Source organism: Plantactinospora sp. B24E8 (genome assembly GCF_039871735.1).
Lineage (GTDB): Bacteria > Actinomycetota > Actinomycetes > Mycobacteriales > Micromonosporaceae > Plantactinospora.
Window position 1 is genome coordinate 234,345 of record NZ_JBDPMH010000002.1, and the last position, 20,714, is coordinate 255,058.

The 20,714-nt window shown below is 71.6% G+C and carries 10 protein-coding genes and 2 pseudogenes; 9 read left to right on the forward strand and 3 right to left on the reverse strand.

Going from position 1 to position 20,714, the window contains the following annotated elements:
- Window positions 1-100 precede the first annotated feature (100 nt).
- Together ABGB21_RS04945 and ABGB21_RS04950 are read right to left on the reverse strand one after the other, a co-directional pair.
- Complete coding sequence (locus tag ABGB21_RS04945) at window positions 101-529, reverse strand: ester cyclase (RefSeq protein WP_347653079.1); 429 nt, start codon at window positions 527-529, stop codon at window positions 101-103.
- Between the two features lie 39 nt (window positions 530-568).
- The gene (locus tag ABGB21_RS04950) at window positions 569-940 is read right to left on the reverse strand and encodes a DoxX family protein (protein ID WP_347653078.1); all 372 of its coding nucleotides are present in this window, start codon (window positions 938-940) and stop codon (window positions 569-571) included.
- A gap of 205 nt (window positions 941-1,145) precedes the next feature.
- Between ABGB21_RS04950 and ABGB21_RS04955 the strand changes: the two are divergent.
- The 9 genes and pseudogenes from ABGB21_RS04955 to ABGB21_RS04995 form a co-directional block, all read left to right on the forward strand.
- Window positions 1,146-1,469 (forward strand): annotated as a pseudogene (locus ABGB21_RS04955) (XRE family transcriptional regulator); the annotation flags it as partial.
- 266 nt (window positions 1,470-1,735) lie between these two features.
- Window positions 1,736-1,932, forward strand: a pseudogene (locus ABGB21_RS04960) (hypothetical protein); the annotation flags it as partial.
- Between the two features lie 118 nt (window positions 1,933-2,050).
- A complete protein-coding gene (gene sigJ / locus ABGB21_RS04965; RefSeq protein ID WP_347658592.1) occupies window positions 2,051-2,911 on the forward strand; it encodes an RNA polymerase sigma factor SigJ in 861 nt (286 codons plus the stop codon).
- Window positions 2,912-2,961: 50 nt separating this feature from the next.
- Window positions 2,962-4,179: an FAD-dependent oxidoreductase gene (locus tag ABGB21_RS04970; protein ID WP_347658593.1), complete on the forward strand. Its 1,218-nt coding sequence runs from the start codon at window positions 2,962-2,964 to the stop codon at window positions 4,177-4,179.
- Between the two features lie 204 nt (window positions 4,180-4,383).
- A complete protein-coding gene (locus tag ABGB21_RS04975; protein ID WP_347658594.1) occupies window positions 4,384-4,725 on the forward strand; it encodes an NAD-dependent epimerase/dehydratase family protein in 342 nt (113 codons plus the stop codon).
- Between the two features lie 570 nt (window positions 4,726-5,295).
- Window positions 5,296-9,585 (forward strand): GH92 family glycosyl hydrolase, encoded by a 4,290-nt coding sequence (locus ABGB21_RS04980; RefSeq protein WP_347676494.1) that lies wholly within the window; start codon window positions 5,296-5,298, stop codon window positions 9,583-9,585.
- A gap of 263 nt (window positions 9,586-9,848) precedes the next feature.
- On the forward strand, window positions 9,849-14,111 hold the full coding sequence (locus ABGB21_RS04985; RefSeq protein ID WP_347676496.1) for a S8 family serine peptidase: 4,263 nt from the start codon (window positions 9,849-9,851) through the stop codon (window positions 14,109-14,111).
- Window positions 14,112-14,355: 244 nt separating this feature from the next.
- Window positions 14,356-16,197: a dynamin family protein gene (locus ABGB21_RS04990; protein WP_347676498.1), complete on the forward strand. Its 1,842-nt coding sequence runs from the start codon at window positions 14,356-14,358 to the stop codon at window positions 16,195-16,197.
- Window positions 16,194-17,690, forward strand: coding sequence for a dynamin family protein (locus tag ABGB21_RS04995; RefSeq protein ID WP_347676500.1), 1,497 nt, complete (start codon window positions 16,194-16,196; stop codon window positions 17,688-17,690). The genes ABGB21_RS04990 and ABGB21_RS04995 overlap by 4 nt, the downstream gene beginning before the upstream one ends.
- 92 nt (window positions 17,691-17,782) lie before the next feature.
- On the opposite strand, the gene ABGB21_RS05000 is transcribed toward ABGB21_RS04995, so the two are convergent.
- Window positions 17,783-20,668 (reverse strand): Hsp70 family protein, encoded by a 2,886-nt coding sequence (locus ABGB21_RS05000; RefSeq protein ID WP_347676502.1) that lies wholly within the window; start codon window positions 20,666-20,668, stop codon window positions 17,783-17,785.
- Window positions 20,669-20,714: the final 46 nt, after the last annotated feature.

The window sequence follows — 20,714 nt, forward strand, 5'->3', positions numbered from 1 at the left end:
GGACTGTGGCGTGATCGGTCACTTGTGGCCATTGTGGGTGCACGCCTCCGTAAGTCTCGCCCCTGCCGTGTTCGACGAAACACGCCGGCTGTCTGTGAGGTCACGGGATCCGCTCACCCAGCTGCTGGCGCTGGGAGAAGATGTCGATGACCCCCCATACTTCGGCGATCCTGCCCTCGGAGAAGCGAAAGACGAAGATCTCGTTGTAGGTGATGGTTCTCCCAGTGGCCGCCAGGCCGCGGTACTCGCCCTGATGGGTTCCCCTCACGGTGGTCCGGAAGACGGTCTTGTCACCTTCTGTGATCATGTCCTCGACTGTGACCTGGATGTCGGGGAGCCCGCGAAGCAGCATCGTCCAGGCGCCCTTCACAGCCTCGGGCGCCGTGGTGCCCACCGGCCCCGGCACATGGAACACGGCATCGGGGTGGAACACCTCGTCGACGGTCCGCGAGATCAGCTCCAGATTGCGGCTGCTGATCGCGTCATGGAGCCGCTTGTAGACCGCCTTGTTGGTCTGTGGGGTAGTCATCGTGAAGCCTCTCCTTCGGTGTGTGAGGGTTGGATGCGATCAGAAGGCGAAGGGTCCGAAGCGCAGGACAGCCAGCGCTGCGGCAGGCACCAACAGCACGAGCGGAAACACGACGTTGGTGGTCTCACCGCGACGAAGGTGCACGATGACGGCGCCGGCCATCAAGACGGCCAGGCCCGCCCCCGCAATGGGACCCAGCAGGCTCAGGACACCGACAGCCGGGGGAACGATCAGTCCGACGGCACCGAGGACCTCCGCTGCCCCAATGAGTCTGATCTGACCCTGCGAATAGTCTTCGGCCCACGGGTAGGCCGCAACGACGTCGTCTCGGGACTTGACGACTTTCGTCACGCCGGAACCCAAGAACGCGAGGGCTAGCAGGGCGGCCGTGATCCAGAGGGCGATGTTCATCGTGAGTCTCTCTCTCGTCGTCATCCGAGAAGTCCAGGAACCTTGGTTCGCGCTCCCATCACTACGACGACGTAGCCGCGCAAGGTGTCAGATCGCCCTGAACCTCACAGGTCGGTGGCGTGATTCGTTGTAGGGGCAGGGACGCGTCAGCCTGGTGCCGGAAGGCGTCGACGAGGCAGACCGAAGTGGTTCCTCCACTCAGGTCATCATGGGTGCTCATGCGGTGACCGTGGCAGTGGAGTCGCAGAAGTCAGGTGAGGCGGTGCGGCAGGCCCGGCGTCATGATGTGGCGGCGATCCCGTCACGGCCACGCCGGGCCCGCCATCTCATCGAGGTCGCGCGGGCGCACTACGGCAAGGTCGACAAGGAAGCGACCGTGGCGACGCTGCGGCAGGCGTACGAGTCGGCTCCGGAAACGATCCGCTTCAACAGGTACGCCCACCAGATCACCCTGGACCTGCTCGACGGGCCGCTTTCCGTCCGAGATGACGCCCGTGACCTCGCGGTCAGGGTTGGGCTCGTTGCATGACTCAGGGGTAGGAACCTTACCCATTCCGCCTCGCCACCGACCGTAGCTTGTTCCTGACGGGAGGCGGCGGGCGATGCGATCAACGCTCGGTCGCCGTGCCCTCCTCAATCAGAGGGTGGCGAAGAGAACGCCCTCGTGATCGACGAGGGAGGCCACGTGCGGCGCATCTCGTACGACGAATATCTCCCGCAACCGCGATGACTTTTGCTCGCCGGCATCGTCCGGTCTGGTCGTGGCGGGTTTGGCGGCGAGTTTGTCGCTGCGACTGCGGCCTTTCGTGGCCGTGTTCGACGCGCAGGCGTGAGCTGCGCGCGGAGTATGCCGGCGTGCCGGTGTCGATGGCTCGCTACCTCGGCGTCTGCCTCGTTCCAGGCCGTCGAGGACATGCCCTGGGGGCCAGCCGGCGCGCTGCATCACACGCTTCATCGGCTGGGCCAGGCAACGCGTACCCGAACGCGACTAGGCAGCGCGAATCCGAGCCGGTCACTGGGCCCGTCGATGCCGCATGACGGGCATCTGGCGTGTCAAGGGCGTTTACTGTGAGCACGTGGGTGTGGCCGAGGGCAGGCTAGGCTCGGCTGGTGCCGCACGACACGATCTTCAACGAGCATCGCTCTCTTCTCAACGCCGTCGCCTACCGGGTGCTTGGCCGCTGGAGCGACGCTGAGGACGTGGTCCAGGACGCGTGGCTGCGGTGGAGTGCCGTCGACGTCGAGCAGGTGGAGAACGCGGAGGGTTATCTGGTCCGGGTGACCACCCGCCTTGCGATCGATCGCTTGCGCAGTGCCGCGTCCCGGCGCGAAACCTATGTCGGCCCATGGCTGCCCGAGCCCATTCTGACCGCGCCGGATGTCGCCGACGACGTCGCTCGCTCGGAGTCGGTGTCGTTGGCGATGCTGCTGGTCCTGGAGTCGTTGTCTGCCTTGGAGCGGGCCGTCTTCGTGTTGAACGAGGCGTTCGGCTACTCCCACAGCGAGATCGCCATTATGGTCGAGCGCAGCCCGGAATCGGTGCGTCAGACGGCGTCGCGCGCACGGGAGCATGTCAGGCGCAGGCAGCGCCGCTATGACACCGATCAGGCGACCCGGCGCAAGGTGACGGAGTCGTTCATATCGGCGAGCACCGGTGGCGATCTCGTTTCGCTGATGGAGGTGCTGGCGCCGGACGTCAGGCTGGTGTGCGACGGCGGCGGCATGGCGCCGGCGCCGCGTAAGGCGATCGAGGGGATCGATCTGGTGACGCGGGCGCTGGTCACGTTCGGCGGTCGCATGCCGCAGGAGCCGCGCGTGGTGGTGGCCGAGGTCAACGGCGGGCCCGGCGTCGTCATCTACTCCGCTGAAACCCCGGTGGCGGTCATCGTGCTGCACCTTGTCGATGGGCGTGCGCGGGAGATTCACCTGATCAGCAACCCGGAGAAGCTCACCGCCGTTGCCGGTTTGTGACGGCGGCCACAGCGCCTCACGGTTTCGGGCGGCTCTGTCGTCCTTGGGGCATGGCTGACATCAAGCAGGTAGTTGTTATCGGCGCCGGCTACACCGGCATGCTGGCAGCCCTCGGCGCGGCGAAACGAGCCAAGGGCCGGGTCCATGTGACCCTCGTCAACCCATGGGAGAGGTTCACCGAGCGGCTGCGGATGCACCAGATCGCCACCGGCCAGCAACTCGCCGAACATCGCATCCCGGACCTGGTGGCCGACACCGGCATCGAATTCGTGCAGGGTTGGGCGACCGGGATCGACGCCGCCGCGCATACCATCTCGGTGTCGACCGTGGATGGCGGTCAGGTCTTCATCGGCTACGACACACTGGTCTATGCGGTCGGCAGCACCACCGACACCGGCCGTGTCTCCGGGGTCGCCGAGCACGCCTTCAGCCTCAACAGCCCGCAGAGCGCACAGGACATGGCCGCGCACCTCGCGCGCCGGGGCAACAGCGGATTCCTTGTCTGCGGAGCCGGCTTGACCGGGATCGAAGCCGCGACCGAGATCGCCGAGTCCCACCCGAACGTCCGGGTCACCCTGCTGAGCCGGGGCGAAGTGGCTGCGATGATGGGGACCAAGGCCCGCGCCTACGTCAAGGCGGCCTTGGGGCGGCTGGGCGTGACCGTCCGGCAGGGCGCCAGCGTGACCAAGGTGCTTCCAGACGGGGTCGAGCTGGAAGGCGGCGAGTTCGTCGCCGGTGACGGCTGCCTGTGGACCACCGGCGTGCGGGTGGCCCCGCTGGCCACGGAGGCCGACATTCTCACCGACGGGTACGGGCGTATCATCACCGATGCCACGCTGCGGTCGGTGTCGCACCCGGAGGTCTACGCCATCGGTGACGCGGCCGCCATCCGCCAGGCTTTCGGCGTCATCCACGGCACCTGCCAGAGCGGTATGCCTACGGCGGCGCACGCCGCCGAGAACATCGCTCGCCAGTTGCGGGGCAAGCAGCTCAAGCCGTTCCGCTTCGGCTACCTCCACCAGCCGGTGAGCCTTGGACGCCAGGACGCGGTCATCCAGTTCACCTACGGCGACGACACCCCCCGGCGCTGGTACATCACCGGTCGGGCGGCCGTTTTCTACAAGGAGACGGTCAGCAGCAGCCCGATCAAGACCTACGGGTTGGCGAAGCGGCTGGTTATCTCGTCGCGGATGCTTGCCACCACCGGCGGCAGGCGCAACAGGCCGGTCGGGCGGGGGCGTTTCGGTTCCGCGTCGTTCGCTGGCTGACCCAGCGGGACGGCGACCGCCTGCTGGCGGTCAGGTGCGGTTGCCGGCTGCGGTTGTCTCGCCGTGCAAGTCCCATGTGCTGGGCCGACAACCCCAGCGGCGGGGGATTGCTCATGAATGACCTTGCCGCCCATGTCACGGGTGGCCGGGCTGCTTCTTCTCGGATGCAGGAACAGGATTTGATCGGAAAGGTGTTGGTTGGTCATGCGGGTGTTCGTGGCGGGCGGGAGTGGGGTTGTGGGACGGCGGCTGGTGCCGCTGCTGGTGGCGAGGGGGCACCAGGTGACGGCGACGACGACAAGCGCGGCCAAGCTGGCCCTGCTGGCGGAGCTGGGCGCGGACGGCATCGTCATGGACGGGCTGGACGCGGCGTCGGTCGGTGAGGCGGTGGCCAGGGCCCGGCCGGAGGTGGTCGTGCATCAGATGACCGCGATTGCCGTGGGGCACGCGGGTAAGCCGGACATGAAGCACATGGATCGGTGGTTCGCCGGCACCAACCGGTTGCGCGCCGAGGGAACGGACCATCTGCTGGCCGCGTTCAACTGACCGGAGACGACGGAGGTGCTGGTCTCGGCGAGTCGGGTCCACCACGGTTCCGTGCTGCCGTTGCTGAACGTACCGTTGATGATCATGTTCGTGCCCGGCGCCGGCTCCGCCGGGGCCGCGGCGGCGGGCCGGGGCGCGGCCAGTGCCGACGTCGCCAGCGCCAGTACGAGGCCGGCGCCGAGCAGGGAGCGGACGAGTGCGCTGCGGGGCGAGGGTGGAGCCCCGGCGGCGTGCCGTTTCACAGTGCGTCCGTTGGAGATCGAACCGCGGCCGGCCGCCACCCCCCGCGAATCGTCGGGCTGATCCGTTCGGTGGCGGCGGCCGGGAGATGGTGCGGTCACCGTAGGAACACGCCGGTCGTCCGGGGCAGGGCCGGACGCGTACGGAACAGTTCGGGACGGGGCCACCGGGGGCTGGCCAGGCGCCGGGCCGGGCATGCCGTCGGTGCCGGGCCCGGCGGGTGACGGTGTACGCGCGGGGCCAGGCGTCCCCGCCGGCACCCCCGGGATTAGGTTGATCATCACCGTCGGGGTGCCCTCGCGCCCCGAACCACCCCCCATGGAGAAGTGCATGATCCTGTCCAGACGCGCCCTACCCGTGGCGCTCACCGTCGCGATCGGACTGGTGGTGCCGACCGGCCCCCTGCCGGCCGCGGCCGGCGTCACCGGCGTCACCGAGTTCCACTCCTCGTTCGAACCGGGCGACCCCCAGCCGACCTGGACCAACAGCGCCGAGGTGGACGCCACCGGGGCCAAGCGGATGTCCGGGGTGACCGGCAGCCCCGGCATCCCCGGCAACCTCACCGACCGGGTGACCGAGGTGGCCGCCAGCGACGAGAACCCGCCGAACGAGACCGCCGCGCGGGTCGTCGACCAGAACATCAGCACCAAGTGGCTGGCCTTCGCCTCGTCCGGCTGGATCCGGGTACGCCTCGACGAGCCGGCCGCGATCGTGCACTACGCGCTCACCTCGGCCAACGACGCGGCGGAGCGGGACCCGAGGGACTGGACCCTGCAGGGCTCGGCCGACGGAGAGAACTGGACCACCCTGGACAGCCGTACCGGGCAGGAGTTCGACGAGCGCTTCCAGACCCGGGAGTACCGGTTCGAGAACAGCACCGCGTACCCGTACTACCGGCTGGACGTTACCGCCGTGCGCAGCGGCGGCATCATCCAGCTCGCCGAGCTGCAGCTCTCCGCCGGCGGCACCACCCTGCCACCCGCCACCGACATGCGTGCCTTCGTCAGCGGTGGTCCGGTCAACGGACCGACCATGAAGCCGAACGCCGGCTGGACCGGGCGCAACACCCTGCAGTACTCCGGCGGGCAGATCGTCGACGGGCGCGGCTACGCGTACAACCGGGTCTTCGACGTCGACCTGACGATCACCCCGGAGACCGAGCTGTCGTACCTGCTCTTTCCGGAGCTGACCGCGCAGGACCTGGACTACCCGAGCACGTACGCGGCGGTGGACCTGGCCTTCGACGACGGCACGTACCTCAGTGACCTGGGCGTCGTCGACCAGAACGGCTTCGGGTTGAGCCCGCGGGCGCAGGGCGCGTCCAGGTCGCTCTACGCCGACCAGTGGAACCTGAAGCGGTCCCGGATCGGCGCGGTCGCCGCCGGCAAGCGGGCGGTCCGGATCCTGGTCGGGTACGACAGCGACACCGGCAAGGGCCTCTTCAACGGCTGGCTGGACGACATCCGGATCACCGCGAACCCGGCCCGCCCCAGCCACACCCGCCCGTCCGACCACGTGCTGACCACCCGGGGCACCAACTCCTCCAGCGGCTTCTCCCGGGGCAACAACATCCCGGCGACGGCCGTCCCGCACGGGTTCAACTTCTGGACCCCGATGACCGACGCCGGTTCCACCGACTGGCTCTACCGCTACCAGCAGGCGAACAACGCCGACAACCGGCCGACCATCCAGGCCTTCACGGTCGGCCACGAGCCGAGCCCGTGGATGGGTGACCGACAGACGTTCCAGGTGATGCCGTCGGTGGCGACCGGGGTGCCGAACGCCAGCCGGTCCGCCCGCGCGTTGCCGTTCCAGCACGCCAACGAGACCGCCCGCGCCCACTACTACGGCGTGACCTTCGACAACGGGCTGACCACCGAGATCGCGCCGACCGACCACGCGGCGATGTTCCGGTTCACCTTCCCCGGTGACCGGGGCAACCTGATCTTCGACAACGTCAACAACAACGGCGGCCTGACCCTCGGCGAGGACGGCCGGATCACCGGCTACACCGACGTCCGCAGCGGGCTCTCCAACGGCGCCACCCGGATGTTCGTCTACGGCGTGGTGGACCGTCCGGTGGTCGGCAGCGGCCGGCTCACCGGCGGCGGCGGTGCCAACGTCACCGGCTACCTCGCCTTCGACACCAGCACGACAAAGCAGGTCCAGCTCCGGCTGGCCACCTCGCTGATCTCGGTCGAGCAGGCCCGGCACAACCTCGACCTGGAGATCGCCGGGACCGACACCTTCGAGACGGTCCGGGAGCGGGCCCAGCGGCTCTGGGACGACAAGCTCCGGGTGATCGAGGTCGAGGGCGCCACCGACGACCAGCTGACCACCCTCTACTCCAACCTCTACCGGCTCTTCCTCTACCCGAACTCGGCGCACGAGAACGTCGGCACCGCCGGGGCGCCGGTGTGGAAGCACGCCGTGCAGTCCTCCACCTCGACCTCGATCCCGGCCGGCACCACGGCGACCGAGACCGGCGCGGAGGTGGCCGACGGCAAGGTGTACGTCAACAACGGCTTCTGGGACACGTACCGCACCACCTGGTCGGCGTACACGCTGTTCAGCCCCACCATGGCCGGTGAGCTGGTCGACGGGTTCGTGCAGCAGTACCGCGACGGCGGCTGGGTCTCCCGGTGGTCGTCACCGGGGTACGCCAACCTGATGACCGGCACCAGCTCGGACGTCGCCTTCGCCGACGCGTACGTCAAGGGCGTCCGCAACTTCGACGTGGAGGCCGCCTACCGGGCGGCGGTACGCAACGCGACGGTGGCCCCGTCGGGCAGCAACCCGAACAACACCAACGTGGGCCGCAAGGGGCTGCAGACCTCGATCTTCGCCGGCTACACGGCGTCGGCGGTCTCCGAGGGCGTCTCCTGGGCGTTGGAGGGCTACATCAACGACTTCGGGATCGCCAACATGGCCGCGGCGCTGGCCGAGGACCCGGCGACCCCGGAGGCCGACCGGGACGGCTACCGTTCCGACGCGGAGTACTTCCGCAACCGGGCCCAGAACTACGTGCACATGTTCGACCCGAACGTCGACTTCTTCCAGGGCCGGGACGCGGACGGGGAGTGGAAGTCCGACCCGGATTCCTTCGACCCGCGGGTCTGGGGACACGAGCACGACTACACCGAGACCAACGCCTGGAACTTCGCCTTCCACGTGCCGCAGGACGGTCAGGGCCTGGCCAACCTGTACGGCGGGCGGGACGCGCTGGCGGACAAACTCGACGAGTTCTTCGCCACCCCGGAGACGGCGAGGTTCCCCGGCTCGTACAACGGCACCATCCACGAGATGATCGAGGCCCGGGACGTCCGGATGGGCATGTGGGGCTTCAGCAACCAGGTGTCCCACCACATCCCGTGGATGTACACCTACGCCGGCCAGCCGGCGAAGACCCAGTCGATCGTCCGGGAGGTGCTGTCCCGGATGTACCTGGGCAGCGAGATCGGCCAGGGTTACGCCGGTGACGAGGACAACGGCGAGACCTCGGCCTGGTACCTGTTCAGCGCCCTCGGCCTCTACCCGCTCCAGGTCGGCAGCCAGAACTACGTGATCGGCTCGCCGCTGTTCACCAGGGCGACGGTGCACCTGGAGAACGGCCGGGACATCGTGGTCAACGCCCCGGACAACAGCGCCGGCAACGTCTACGTCCGGTCGCTGACCGTCGACGGCGTGCCGTACGACAGGACCTGGATCTCGCACGCGGACCTGGCCGACGGCGCGGTGCTGGACTTCCGGATGGGCCCGACCCCGTCGGCCTGGGGCAGCGGCGAGGCGAGCCTGCCGGTCTCGCTGACCGCGCCCGGCGCACCGGCCCGACCGCTGGCCGACAGTACGGTCAAGGGCGGTCCGGCGGCGCTGACCGACAACACCTCGGGCACCCAGGCGGCGGTGGACACCCCGGTCACCTGGACGGTCACCGGTACGCCGGAGCGGGTCACCCGGTACACCCTCACCTCCGGCACGGACGCGGACGCCGACCCGACCGACTGGCGCCTCTGGGGCTCGTACGACGGTAAGAAGTGGACGGTGGTCGACAGTCGCGACGACCAGGAGTTCACCTGGCGCAAGCAGACCCGGGCCTTCACCGTCGCCCGCCCCGGCCGGTACGGGCACTACCGCCTGGAGGTCACCGGGCCGACCGGCGAGGCGACGCTGGCCGAGGTCGAACTGCTGGCCAACCCGTCGCCGGCCTGCACGTCGACGGTGACCGGCCGGCGTAACGGACCGCTGACGATCTCCACCGGAGCGGTCTGCCTGGACGGGGCCACGGTCAACGGCCCGGTGACCGTGCACGCCGGTGCGGCGCTCTACGTCGACGGCGGGACCATCAGCGGCCCGGTGGCGGCCAACGGCGCGGCGGCAGTCGTGCTCCGGGACGTCACGGTCGCCGGCCCGGTCTCGGTGACCGGGACGACCGGCGAGGTCGGCATCGAGTCGGCGGAGATCGGTGGCCCGGTGAGCCTGACCGGTAACGTCGGCCCGCTGGTCGCGGCGAGCAGCATCGGCGGGCCGCTGGCCTGCGCGGCGAACAACCCGGCCCCGTTCGGCAACGGCCTGGCCAACATCGTCCGGGGCCCGGCCACCGGACAGTGCGGCGCCATGTGACGACCGGCGACGGTTGAGTTCCACCCGTGGGGGCGTCCGGCGAGCGGCCGGGCGTCCCCACGTCGTCCGGCGCCCCCACGTCGTCCGGCGTCCAGCCGGCTGGCAGCTCTACTGTGGAAATTTGCCGGTGTCGGGATCTTTTCGCCGTTCCCGCAGGTGTCCGGCATAGACGTGTTGACCAAGATCATGTTTTACTTCCGCCGACCAATCTTGATCAACTACGTCGGATCCTGGTCACCTCGCCAGGGTCGAGGAGTGTGCCCATGCTGCGTACCCGCAGGTACCTGGCGCACGCGGTGGTCGGCTGCACCGTCGCCGCGCTGGGCGTGGCGGCGGTGCCGCGGTCCGTCGTGGCCGCCGTACCGCCCGAAACGCCGTCCTTCCATCCCACGGTCGCGTACTCCCAGCTGCACCTGCCGGACGGGCGGTACGCGGTCGTCTACACCGACGGCCTCGCCCGGGTCGTCGACCCGGACCGGGGCACCGCCGAAGTCCGGAACGTGCCGCTGCGCCGCGACGCGGCGAACCCGGCCGGCGTGCTGCCGGCGCGACCCGACCTGGTGGCCACCCTGGCCCAGGGCCGGCCCGAGGCGTACGCGTCGGACAGCGTCCTCGTGGTGTACGACGGCGACGTCTCCGGCCCCTCCCGCCTCGACCTCGGCCGGTCCCGGGCCGACGCCGCCCGCCCGGCGACGTACACCAGCGACGGCCGACTCAACAAGGTGCTCGCCGGCCTCGGGGTGGCTCGGGCCGAGCGGGTGTTGCCCGACCTCGCCCCGACTGCCGCGAAGACCGCGCCGGGCACCACGAAGGCCGGCACCGACACGGCCGACCGGCCGCTGCTCGACGTCTCCCGGCTGTACCGGCTGCGGGTGCCGGCCGAGACGGTGCCGGCCGCGGTGGCCGCGCTGCGCGCCGACCCGGCAGTGAGCTACGCCGCGCCCGACTGGCGGGTGACCACCCTGAACACCGGCCCGACCCCGGTACCGGACGCCCTGCTGACGGCGACCGCCCCGACGGCCCGGACGGCCGGCACCACCACGCCGGCCGGCGGCCTGCCGACCAACTTCGGGCTCACCACCAGTGCCCAGAGCCTGCTCAACCAGCCCGGGGTCAACGCGGTGGCGGCGTACGCGGCGATCAGCCAGCGGTTCGGGCAGCTCCCCGGACAGGGCGAGATCATCACCAACGTCTCGCTCGGCACCCTGACCGACCAGTCCACCGCCGCCGACCCGGCCCACCCGTGCTTCAGCTGGGCCGCGTCGTACGGGCCGACCACCGTCGTCCAGGACGGCCAGCGCTACCTGGACTGGCCCGGCATGCCGCTGATCCCGACCTACACCGCGGACAGCGACGCCACCCTCGACCCGCTCGGGCAGACCTGCGGCGCCGACGACCCGGTGCTGAGCGAGGCCGGCCTGGACTTCACGATGATGGCCCCGCTGCCCCGGGACCGGCAGCGGCCCGAGCGGCCGGGCAGCGGCTACACCGACCTGCTCGGCATCGCCCCCGGTGCGGACTACCGGCTGGTGCTGCCGGCCCGCAACGGCCCGACCACCGCCGACATGGCCGCCACGTTTCTGGCCGCCGCCCGGCAGGAGCCACGGCCGACCGTGATCACCGCATCGATCGGGTTCGGCTTCGACACCGCAGGCTTCTCCGGCCGGTACATGGAGGACGACCCGATCATGGCCTCGGTGATCGCCACGATCGTCCGGGACTACCGGATCGTCGTCTGCGTCTCTTCCGGCGACGGCACCCGGGGCTACACCAACGCGGCGGTCTCCGCCTCCGGCGGCAGCACCGCCACCGAGGTCGCCGACCGGCGGACCGGCCCGGTCACCGACCTCGCCGACGTCGGACACTCCACCGCGCCGTCGGTGATTCCCGACACCGGGTCCATCGCCGTCGGCGGCAGCACGCTCAACGACACCACCTCCGCACCGCCGTCCGGCCCCGAAGCCGGCGGCCAGCCGGCGTACGCCGAGACCCGGTACAACGGCTCCCGGGGGTACGCCAGCGGACGCGGCTCCCGGGTCAACCTGTCGGCGCCCGGGGACAACGTGCTCGCCCTCGCGCACGCGGCGGGCGGCAGCGCCACCGACGTGACCGTCGCCTACAACGGCGGCACCTCGGCCTCGACTCCGGAGGTGGCGGCGGTCGCCGCGCTGGTGCTCCAGGTCGCGAAGTTGACCGGCAACAAGAAGCTGCTCACCGGCCCCGGGCGGCTGACCGACCCGGTCCGGGTACGCGACTTCCTGGTCGCGACCGCGACCCCGACCTACACCCCGGCCCAGTCCGACGTGGAACTGCACGTCGGCCCGCAGGTGAACGCCGGTCGCGCGGTGCAGCGGCTGCTGGCGGAGGCGGGCGTACCGCTGTCGCCGTCGGTGCCCCGGGTCGGCGTGGTCGCCCGCCACCCCCGGGACCCCTTCGACACCATCTTCGACACCACCACCGACCCGGCCGACATCCCGCTCGATCACGACCATCTCACCGACCGGCTGACCATCGCCCCGGACTGGCTGGGCCTGCCCGAACGCGGCGTCCGGTACGCGCTCACCGTCGGCGGACGACGGCTCGCCGACACCCCGGCGGCCCGACTGCTGCCCGGCGAGGTACTCGCCGCGGCGGGACTGCCGCTGGCCGCCCCGGCGCCCCGGACGGTGGAGTTGACGTACACCGCGACGAAGGGAAAGAAGACGCTGGCCCAGGCCAGGGTCAGCCTCACCTTCGGACCCGGCGACGGGCGGTCGACGTACGGGCCGGCGCCCGAGGTGCCGGCCGTGGTGCGGGGCGACAGCATCCCCGTGGCGTACGACCTGCGGTCGATGGCGACGGTGCCGTCGGACGCGGTACTGGTGGTCTCCGAGCCGGGCCGGGTAGACCCGGTCTCCGCGCAGGTCTTCCGGCCGGCGTACACGGTGCCGCTGACCCGGCCCGCCGGCACGGTGCGGGTGCCGGTCTCGGCGCTTTCCGGCGGCGGCATCTACGGCGTCGGCATCCAGCCGGCGTCCGCCGGACGCAACGCGGTCACCTACACCCCGTTCTCCTACCTGCGGGTCGCCCCGACCTCGGACGCCCAGCCGGCCGAGCCGACCCTGGCGGCGGTCGCCGACCACGGGGCCGGCGGCCACAACCTGGTCACCGAGTACGGCGAGAAGTTCCGGGTGAGCTGGGACGTCCGGGACGTACCCGGCGCGGACGGGGCGATCATCGAGATCAGCGCCCCCGGACCGACCATCTTCGGCAACCGGAACCTGTTCAACAATCCGAACGGGACGGTCCGGGACGCCAACGGCGTCGACACCGGCTCGGTGCACGCCGCCCCGGTCCGCGGCACCCGCGGCTCGGTGACCCTGGATCCGGCCACGGTCGGCCTCAGCGCCGCGATGGACCACGTGGTACGCGTACTGCCCACCCGCAAGGGTCGGGTGGTCGGCCAGGCCAGTGGGGTCAGCAGCCTGTCGCGGGACGGCGTACGCCCGATCGGCGGGGGCAGCCTGGCCGGCGGCTACGGGATCAACAGTGCCGGTGACGAGGGTTTCCTCACCGTCAACCAGGGCACCGGCGCGGTGCAGCTCTTCGACCAGAAGACCAACACGGTGACCGGTACGGTGGCGTCGTCGACAAGCCGCTACCAGACCGCAGGTCTGATCGGCGCCGGCCCCGGCGTGCTGGCCAACGGTGTCGGCCTCTACCAGCGGATCGACCCGGACGGGACGAAGTCCTTCCAGGTCCTGAAGCCGGTCGCGACCGGCGGTGACGGCGGGGCGTGGACCCCGCCGGCCGAGAACGTGCCGGCCACCGGCACCAGCGGCCCGCTCCCGGCGCCGAACCAGCGCACCTCGACCACCGCCTTCCTGTACGGCCAGAACGGTCCGAACGGCGGCTACCGGGTCTTCACCTCGGACGTCGCCGCGAACACCTTCGGCACGCCGACGGACGTGCAGCCGGCGCTGGCGGGGATCCCGTATCCGCTGGTGACCGCGTTCGGGGCGGACAACACCACCCGGCAGGCGGTGCTCGCCGGCACCGACCTGTTCAGCTCCGGCGGCGAGACCCGGTTCGTCAGCGTCGACCTGGACAGCGGGACGGTGCAGACCTTCCCCGGCCTCGGCCGGGGTGGGGCGAGCGGGTTGGCGATCGACTCGGGTACCCACCGGATGCTCGCCCCGACCTTCGACGGCGGCATCGGGATCTACGACCTCGGCACCCGGACCGGGGTTCCGGTCACCCTCACCGGCGCCGGCTACCAACACCCGGCCGTCGACGAGACGAACGGGTACTTCCTGATGGAGGAGGTGCGCAGCCCGGGCAGCTTCGGCGAGGTGATCGACAACAACAGCGTCTGCTCGGTGGTGGTCCTCGACCAGACGGGCAAGCTGGTGAAGCGGATCAGCGGGTTCAACTTCTACGGCATCCCGCTGCCGATCAACGGCTCGTACGTCCAGCTCAACCCGGCCGCCCGGACCGGCTACACGCTCGGCCCGGCCGGCGCCCAACTCGCGGTGTTCCGGTACTGATCCGCCACCGCCGGTACCGAACCCGGCACCGGCCGGCACGGCCGCGCCGTCGACCCGCCCCGGGGCAGGCCGACGGCGCGGGTCGTTTCCCACCCGGTACGGCCCGATCCGGTCCCGGTCCGGCCGCAGGGCATCGATCGGCTTGTGGTCGGGCCGTAGGCTGGTGCCCAGCTGACGCCTCGGCCGTGACCGGCCCCGAGCCCCTGGTGGAGAGGATGGCGGCACGCGTGGTACGGAGACGGTCGTGACGGCGGTGGCCCGACCGCCCGGTGAGGCTGCCCCCCAGGGCCCGGGTAGGGGCGTCGCCGTCCTGCGAGCGCTCGACGACCTTGACCGGGTACGCGTGCTGGCCGCCGCCTCCGACCGGCCGGACCTCGCCGCCCGGCTCGTCCAGGCCCGGTTCCGGCTGCTTTCCGAGGACGTACCGGTCGCCGTGGTGGGGGAGTTCAAGCAGGGCAAGAGCACGCTGATCAACGCCCTGCTCCGGACCGACGTCTGTCCGGTCGACTCCGACATCGTCACCGCGGTCCCGACGATCGTCAGGTACGGCGTACCGCCCTCCGTGGTCGCCCATCCGGAACCCGGCGACGACGTCACGGAACCGACCCGGATCGAGGTCCCGTTCGACCGGTTGCGGGACTACGTCACCGAGGCCGGCGACACGGGGGTACGGCTGCGTTCGGTCGAGGTCCGGCTGGACCGGCTGCTGCTGCGCCGTGGACTCTCCTTCATCGACACCCCCGGCGTCGGCGGCCTGGACTCCGCCCAGGGCAACCTCACCCTCGGCGCGTTGCCGCTGGCCCGGGCCGCCCTGTTCGTCACCGACGCGGGTGCCGAACTCACCGCGCCGGAGCTGGCCTTCCTGACCCGTACGGTCGAACGCTGCCCCCGGGTCGTCTGCGTGGTCACCAAGACCGACCTACACGCCGAGTGGCGCCGGATCGTGGAGCTCAACCGCGGACACCTGGCCCGGGCCGGCCTGTCGCTGTCGGTGGTACCGGTCTCGTCCTTCCTGCGGCTGCGCGCGTCCGCCCGGGGGAGCGCGTCGCTCAACACCGAGTCCGGTTTCCCCCGCCTGCTCGACCTGCTCCGCCGGGACATCCTGGCGGGCGCGGAGGCGACCACGGTACGGGCGACCCGGCAGGAGATCACCTTCGCGGTCACCGAACTGCGCCGGCAGATCGGGGCGGAGCGCGCGGTGGCCCGGCATCCGGAACAGGAGCCGGTGCTCGTCGAACGGCTGGCCGAGCAGACCCGGCGCGGCCAGCACCTGGCCGAGCGGGCGGCCTCCTGGCAGACCGCGCTCAACGACGGCACCCAGGACCTCGGCTCCGACGTCGACCACGACCTGCGGGAACGGCTGCGCGGTCTGCTGCGTCGGGGCGAGGAACTGCTGGACAAGGAGGACCCGAAGGACAACTGGCGGGACTTCGAGGCCTGGGCCGGCAAGGAGGCGGCGGCGGTCGCCGTCGACAACCTGTTCACCCTCGTCTCCCGTACCGAACAGCTCGCCAGGGACGTCGCCGACCGATTCGACCTGGAGTACGAGGGCCTCGACCTCGACCTGCCCGCACCGGCCGCCGCACTGGCCAAGGTCGGGGTGCTGGACATCCGCTTCGAACGCTCCTCCATGCGACAGTTCCTCGGTGCGTTCACCGCCGCCCGGCTGGCGTACGGCGGCATGTTCATGGCCGGCGCGTTCGGCAGCCTGCTGGGACTGACCGTCGCCGCCCCGATCGGCGTCGCCGTCGGCATGACGCTGGGCCGCAAACTGGTCCGGGACGAGCGGGAGCGGCAGCTCGCGTACCGCCGGCAACAGGCCAAGCAGGAGCTGCGGCGGTACGTCGACGAGGTCGGGTTCGTGCTCGGCAAGGACTGCCGGGACGCGATCCGCCGTACCCAGCGGTTCCTGCGCGACGAGTTCGCCGCCCGGGCCGCGCTCGCCGAACGGTCGTCCGCCCAGGCGCTGACCGCGGTCCGACAGACCGCGACCCTGCCGGACGACGAACGGGCCCGGCGCGCGGACCGGTTGGAGGAGCAGTGGCGGGACCTGGGCCGGGTCGCCGAGCGAATCGAGGCGGTGTGACCGACGAACTGCTGCGCCGGGTACGCGGCCTGCTCGACCGGGCGTACCACGAACTGCCGGACCCGGCGGCCCGGCAGGTGCTCGCCGCGGCGCTGCGCAGACTGGACGAGCCACTGCGGGTGGCGATCGCCGGCAAGCTCAAGGCGGGCAAGTCCACGCTGCTCAACGCGATGGTCGGCGAGGAACTCGCGCCGACCGACGCCGGCGAGTGCACCCGGATCGTCACCTGGTACCGCGACGGTCCGTCCTACCAGGTGTTGCTGCACCTGGTCGACGGCCCGCCCGAGCAGCGGCCGTTCGACCGGGTGTCCGGCGCGGTCCGGGTCGACCTCGGCCGACCGGTCGACGAGGTCGCGCAGCTCACCGTCGAGGTGCCGAGTCGACGGTTGCGCGAGCACACCCTGATCGACACCCCGGGCATCGCCTCGCTGTCGACGGAGGTGTCGCTACGGACCCAGATGTTCCTGGCTGCCGACGAGGAGCGGGTCGCGGAGGCCGACGCGGTGGTCTACCTGCTGCGTCACATGCACGGCAGCGACCTGCGGTTCCTGGAGTCGTTCCACGGCGACGAACTGGCCCGGGGGTCACCGGTCAACGCGGTCGGTGTGCTGTCCCGGGCCGACGAGATCGGCGACTGCCGGTTGGACGCGATGGAGGTGGCGGCCCGGGTCGCCGACCGCTACCAGTCCGACGAGCGGCTGCGCCGGCTCTGCCCGATCGTCGTACCGGTGGCGGGGCTGCTCGGCGCGGCCGGTGCCACGCTGCGCGAGGACGAGTTCCAGGCGCTGGCGACGATCGCCGGCTCGCCGCTCGACGACGTCCTGGAACTGCTGCTCACCGCCGACCGGTTCGTCGGCCCGGCGAGTGCGGTGCCGGTGGACGGTCCGGTCCGCCGCCGGCTGCTCGCCCGGTTGGGCCTGTTCGGCGTCCGCCTGAGCGTGCAACTGATCCGGGAGGGAACCGTACGGGATGCCGGTGACCTGGTCCGGGAACTCTCCGCGCGCAGCGGTCTGGACCGGCTCCGGGAGGTACTCGCCGCGCAGTTCCTCGGTCGGGCCCGGGTGCTGAAGGCACGGTCCGCACTGGCCGCCCTCGACACGGTGGTCCGGTCCCGGCGCACCGACGCCGGCACCGCCGGGCTGATCGCCGAGGCGGAGGAGATCCGGGCCGGGTTCCACGAGTTCGTGGAGGTGGGCCTCCTGCACCTGCTGCGGTCCGGTCGGCTGCCGGGGCGTCCGGACCAGCTCGCCGAGATGGACCGGTTGCTCGGTGGTGCGGGTGCCGCCGCCGCCGACCGGCTCGGGCTGGCCGCCGACGCGGTATCCGGCCGGCTGGCCGCCGCCGCCGAGGCGGCGTTGGCCCGTTGGCAGCGGGTCGCCGAGCATCCGCTCTCGGCCCGGGAGCTGCGGACCGCCGCGCGGGCCACGGTCCGCAGTTGTGAGGGGATCCTGGCCGGTCTGCCCCGCAGCGGCCCGGACCCGGCGACCCGCTGACCCGGCCGACGGCTGTCCCGTCCGTGGCGGTCGGCCGACCGCTGTCCCGGCCGCGGCTGTCCCGGTTCGGCGGGTCCCGGCCCCGGCCGCTGTCACCAGGCGGGATGGCCTTCCCGGCGGCCGGGGGCGGTGAGCAGGCGCAGATCGCGGCCGTCGGGCCGGACGGCGCAGATGGTCGGGCCGTTCAACGGACCCCGGGTGAAGGCGATCCATTCCCCGTCCGGCGACCAGGTCGGATCCATGTCCCGGTCCGGGCCCTCGGTGACCGCGCGGTTGTCGGTGCCGTCGCTGTTCGTCAGCCAGATCTGGAACCGGTCGTCGCCCGAGGCCCGGGTGTACGCGATCCGTCGACCGTCCGGCGACCAGGCCGGGTCCAGGGCGCGGGCGTCGCCGGAGGTGAGTCGCTGCCACTCGGCGCCGGGCTCGGTGGCGGAGAGGAGGTAGAGCTGCGGTTCGCCGTCCCGGGAACTCCACGCGGCGAGTCGGTCACCGGTCGGGTCCCAGGCCGGGTCGTCCTTGCTGTCCGGGGTGTCGGTCAGCTGGATCGGTGTCGAGGTGCCGATCGTCAGCACCGCGAGCTGTGGCCGGCGGTCCACCTCCATGACAAACGCCAACCGGCGCCCGTCCGGAGACCAGGAGACCCGGGTCCCGGCCCGGATCCGGTTTATCACCATCGTGGCGTCGGTGCCGTCCCCGTTCATCGTCCACACCTGCCAGGTGCTGCCGCTGCGGCGGGTGAAGGCGAACCGGGTCCGGTCCGGTGCCCACTGCGGCAGGATGTCGTACCCGGACTGGGCGAGCGGGAGTCGTTGCCCGGAACCGGGCATCATCTGGTAGATCGTGGACCGGCTTGTTCCGGGCCACTCGCCACCCTCGTCCTGTCGGAAGAGGATCGGCCGGTCGGCGGGGAAGGGCCCCTGGCCGGCCGGTGCCGGCGTGGGCGAGGCAGTACCCGTCGGGGTGACCTGGGCAGCGCTCTCCTTGCCGGAGCGGTCACGGGTGGCGAGCAGGGCGGCGGCGGTGCCGGCACCGGCCAGGGCGACCACGGCGGGAATCCCGATCAGCAGCAGCCGACGGCGCAGCAACGGCGACCCGGCCGACGGGTCTGAGGTGGGATCGGGCGGACGGTCGGCCGGTCCACCCGGACCCGGTGTCCCGCTCGGCTCCGGCGGCGGAGCTGTCGGCATCAACGGCGGCATGGCTGGCGGCATGGACGGCGGCAGGACCAGCGGCACCGGTGGTGGTGGCGAAATGGCGCCCGTGTTTGGTACCGGTGGTGGCGGCGGGACGGCACCCACCCTCGGCACCGGTGGTGGCGGCGGGATGATCCTTGGCACCGGTGGTGGCGGCGGGATGATCCTCGGCACCGGCGGCGGCGGAATGATGCCGGGTTCCGCTCCCGCCCCCGGCGGTGGGACGGTGGCTGCGCCCCCGCCCGGTGGCGGTGGGACGGTGGCGGGGCCGGCGCCCACTGTCTCCGACGGTGGTGGTGGGAAGACGCCCGAGCCCGGCATCGGTGGCGGTGGCGGAATGGCGCCCACTCTCGGTACCGGCGGTGGCGGTGGAATGATGCCGCTTCTCGGCACCGGCGGTGGCGGTGGGAACGTCCCCGGCACCGGCGGTGCCGGCGACACCGCCGGCACCGAGGCGACGCCGATGATCGGGGCCGGTCGGCCCGGCGTCTGCCGCTGGCCCGCGGGGTCCACCACACTCGGCTTGCCCGCCGGGCTCGGTTCGTCCGACCGGTTCGCCGAGCCCACCTCGCTCGACCGGCCTGCCGGGCTCGGCGGGTTCGGTTCGGTCGGCGGGCCTGGCGGGGGTTTCGGCGCCGGCGGCACCGGCGTACCCGCCCCTGCCGACGGGACCGCCCGACGCGGTGGCGTCTTGCCATTGCCGGTGGCCGGTCCCTCGACCAGCGCGGCCACCCCGGCGACGCGGGCCGCGCCGAGGGCGATGCTGTGTTCCGGATGCGGGTCGAGTACGACCGGACGGCCGAACTCGGTACCGAGTAGTTGCCCGACCAGCGGAATGCGGGACGAGCCACCGGCGAGCAGGATCGACCGGACCTCTTCGGGGCCGACCCCGGCCGACCGTAGCGCCCGGCGCATCGCGCCCAGCGTGTCGGAGAGCGCCGGCGCGATCATCGCCTCGAACTCGGAACGGTTGAGACGTACGCGGGTGTGCAGACCGGGCAGCGCGACCGGGATCATCACCTCGGTGTCGAAGGTCAACCCCTCCTTCGCCTCGACGCAGTCCCGGCGCAGCCGGGCCAGTGCCGCGGTTGTCGCCTCGTCGTCCGGGTCGAGCCCGTCCAGATGATTGCCGAGAGTTGCCACGACATGGCCAAAAACCGCCTCGTCGAAGTCGATCCCGCCCAGCTGTTCGATCCCTTCCGGCTGGCCGAGCAGGACGAAACCGGTGGTCGTCTTGCGGAGTACGGCAGCGTCGAAGGTGCCACCGCCGAGGTCGTATACGGCGACGACCTCGCCCGGCTGGACCCGCTCGCCGGCGGCGTACTGGATGGCGGCCGCCTCCGGCTCCGACCGCAGCGTCACCCGCTCCAGGTCCGCGAGCTGGATCGCCTGGTCGAGAAGCTCCCGCTTGTAGGGGCCCCAGTTGGCCGGATGGGTCACCGTCACGTCGTCCGGCGGCCCGTCCTGGAGCCGCCCGACGATCGCGTACACCTCCTTGAGTAGCCGGGCGGTGAGCGCGTGTGCCGAGTACGGCGACCCGCCGACCAGGATCGGCACCGGATCACCCACCCGGCGCTTGAACTCCCGGGCCAGCCGTCCCGACTCGGCGGCGCCGCGCCGTTCGGCGGCCTCGCCGACCAGGACCGCACCGTCGGGGCGGACGAAGACCAGGGAGGGGATCTCCGGGCGCCGGCCACCCAGCCGAACCACCTCGACCCGGTCGCTCTCCCGCACCGCCGCCGCCGTGTACGTGGTGCCGAGGTCAACACCGAGCCCGTAGCCCACGGACCCCCTCCTGCGGTCGGCCGGACATCGTGCCCACCGTAGGGGC

Excerpts from the sequence above, each read along its gene's own strand:
- ABGB21_RS04985 (WP_347676496.1), top strand. The coding sequence starts at position 9,849 with ATGCTGCGTACCCGCAGGTACCTGGCGCACGCGGTGGTCGGCTGCACC.
- ABGB21_RS04980 (WP_347676494.1), top strand. The coding sequence starts at position 5,296 with ATGATCCTGTCCAGACGCGCCCTACCCGTGGCGCTCACCGTCGCGATC.
- ABGB21_RS04945 (WP_347653079.1), bottom strand. The coding sequence starts at position 529 with ATGACTACCCCACAGACCAACAAGGCGGTCTACAAGCGGCTCCATGAC.
- ABGB21_RS04950 (WP_347653078.1), bottom strand. The coding sequence starts at position 940 with ATGAACATCGCCCTCTGGATCACGGCCGCCCTGCTAGCCCTCGCGTTC.
- ABGB21_RS04975 (WP_347658594.1), top strand. The coding sequence starts at position 4,384 with ATGCGGGTGTTCGTGGCGGGCGGGAGTGGGGTTGTGGGACGGCGGCTG.
- ABGB21_RS04970 (WP_347658593.1), top strand. The coding sequence starts at position 2,962 with ATGGCTGACATCAAGCAGGTAGTTGTTATCGGCGCCGGCTACACCGGC.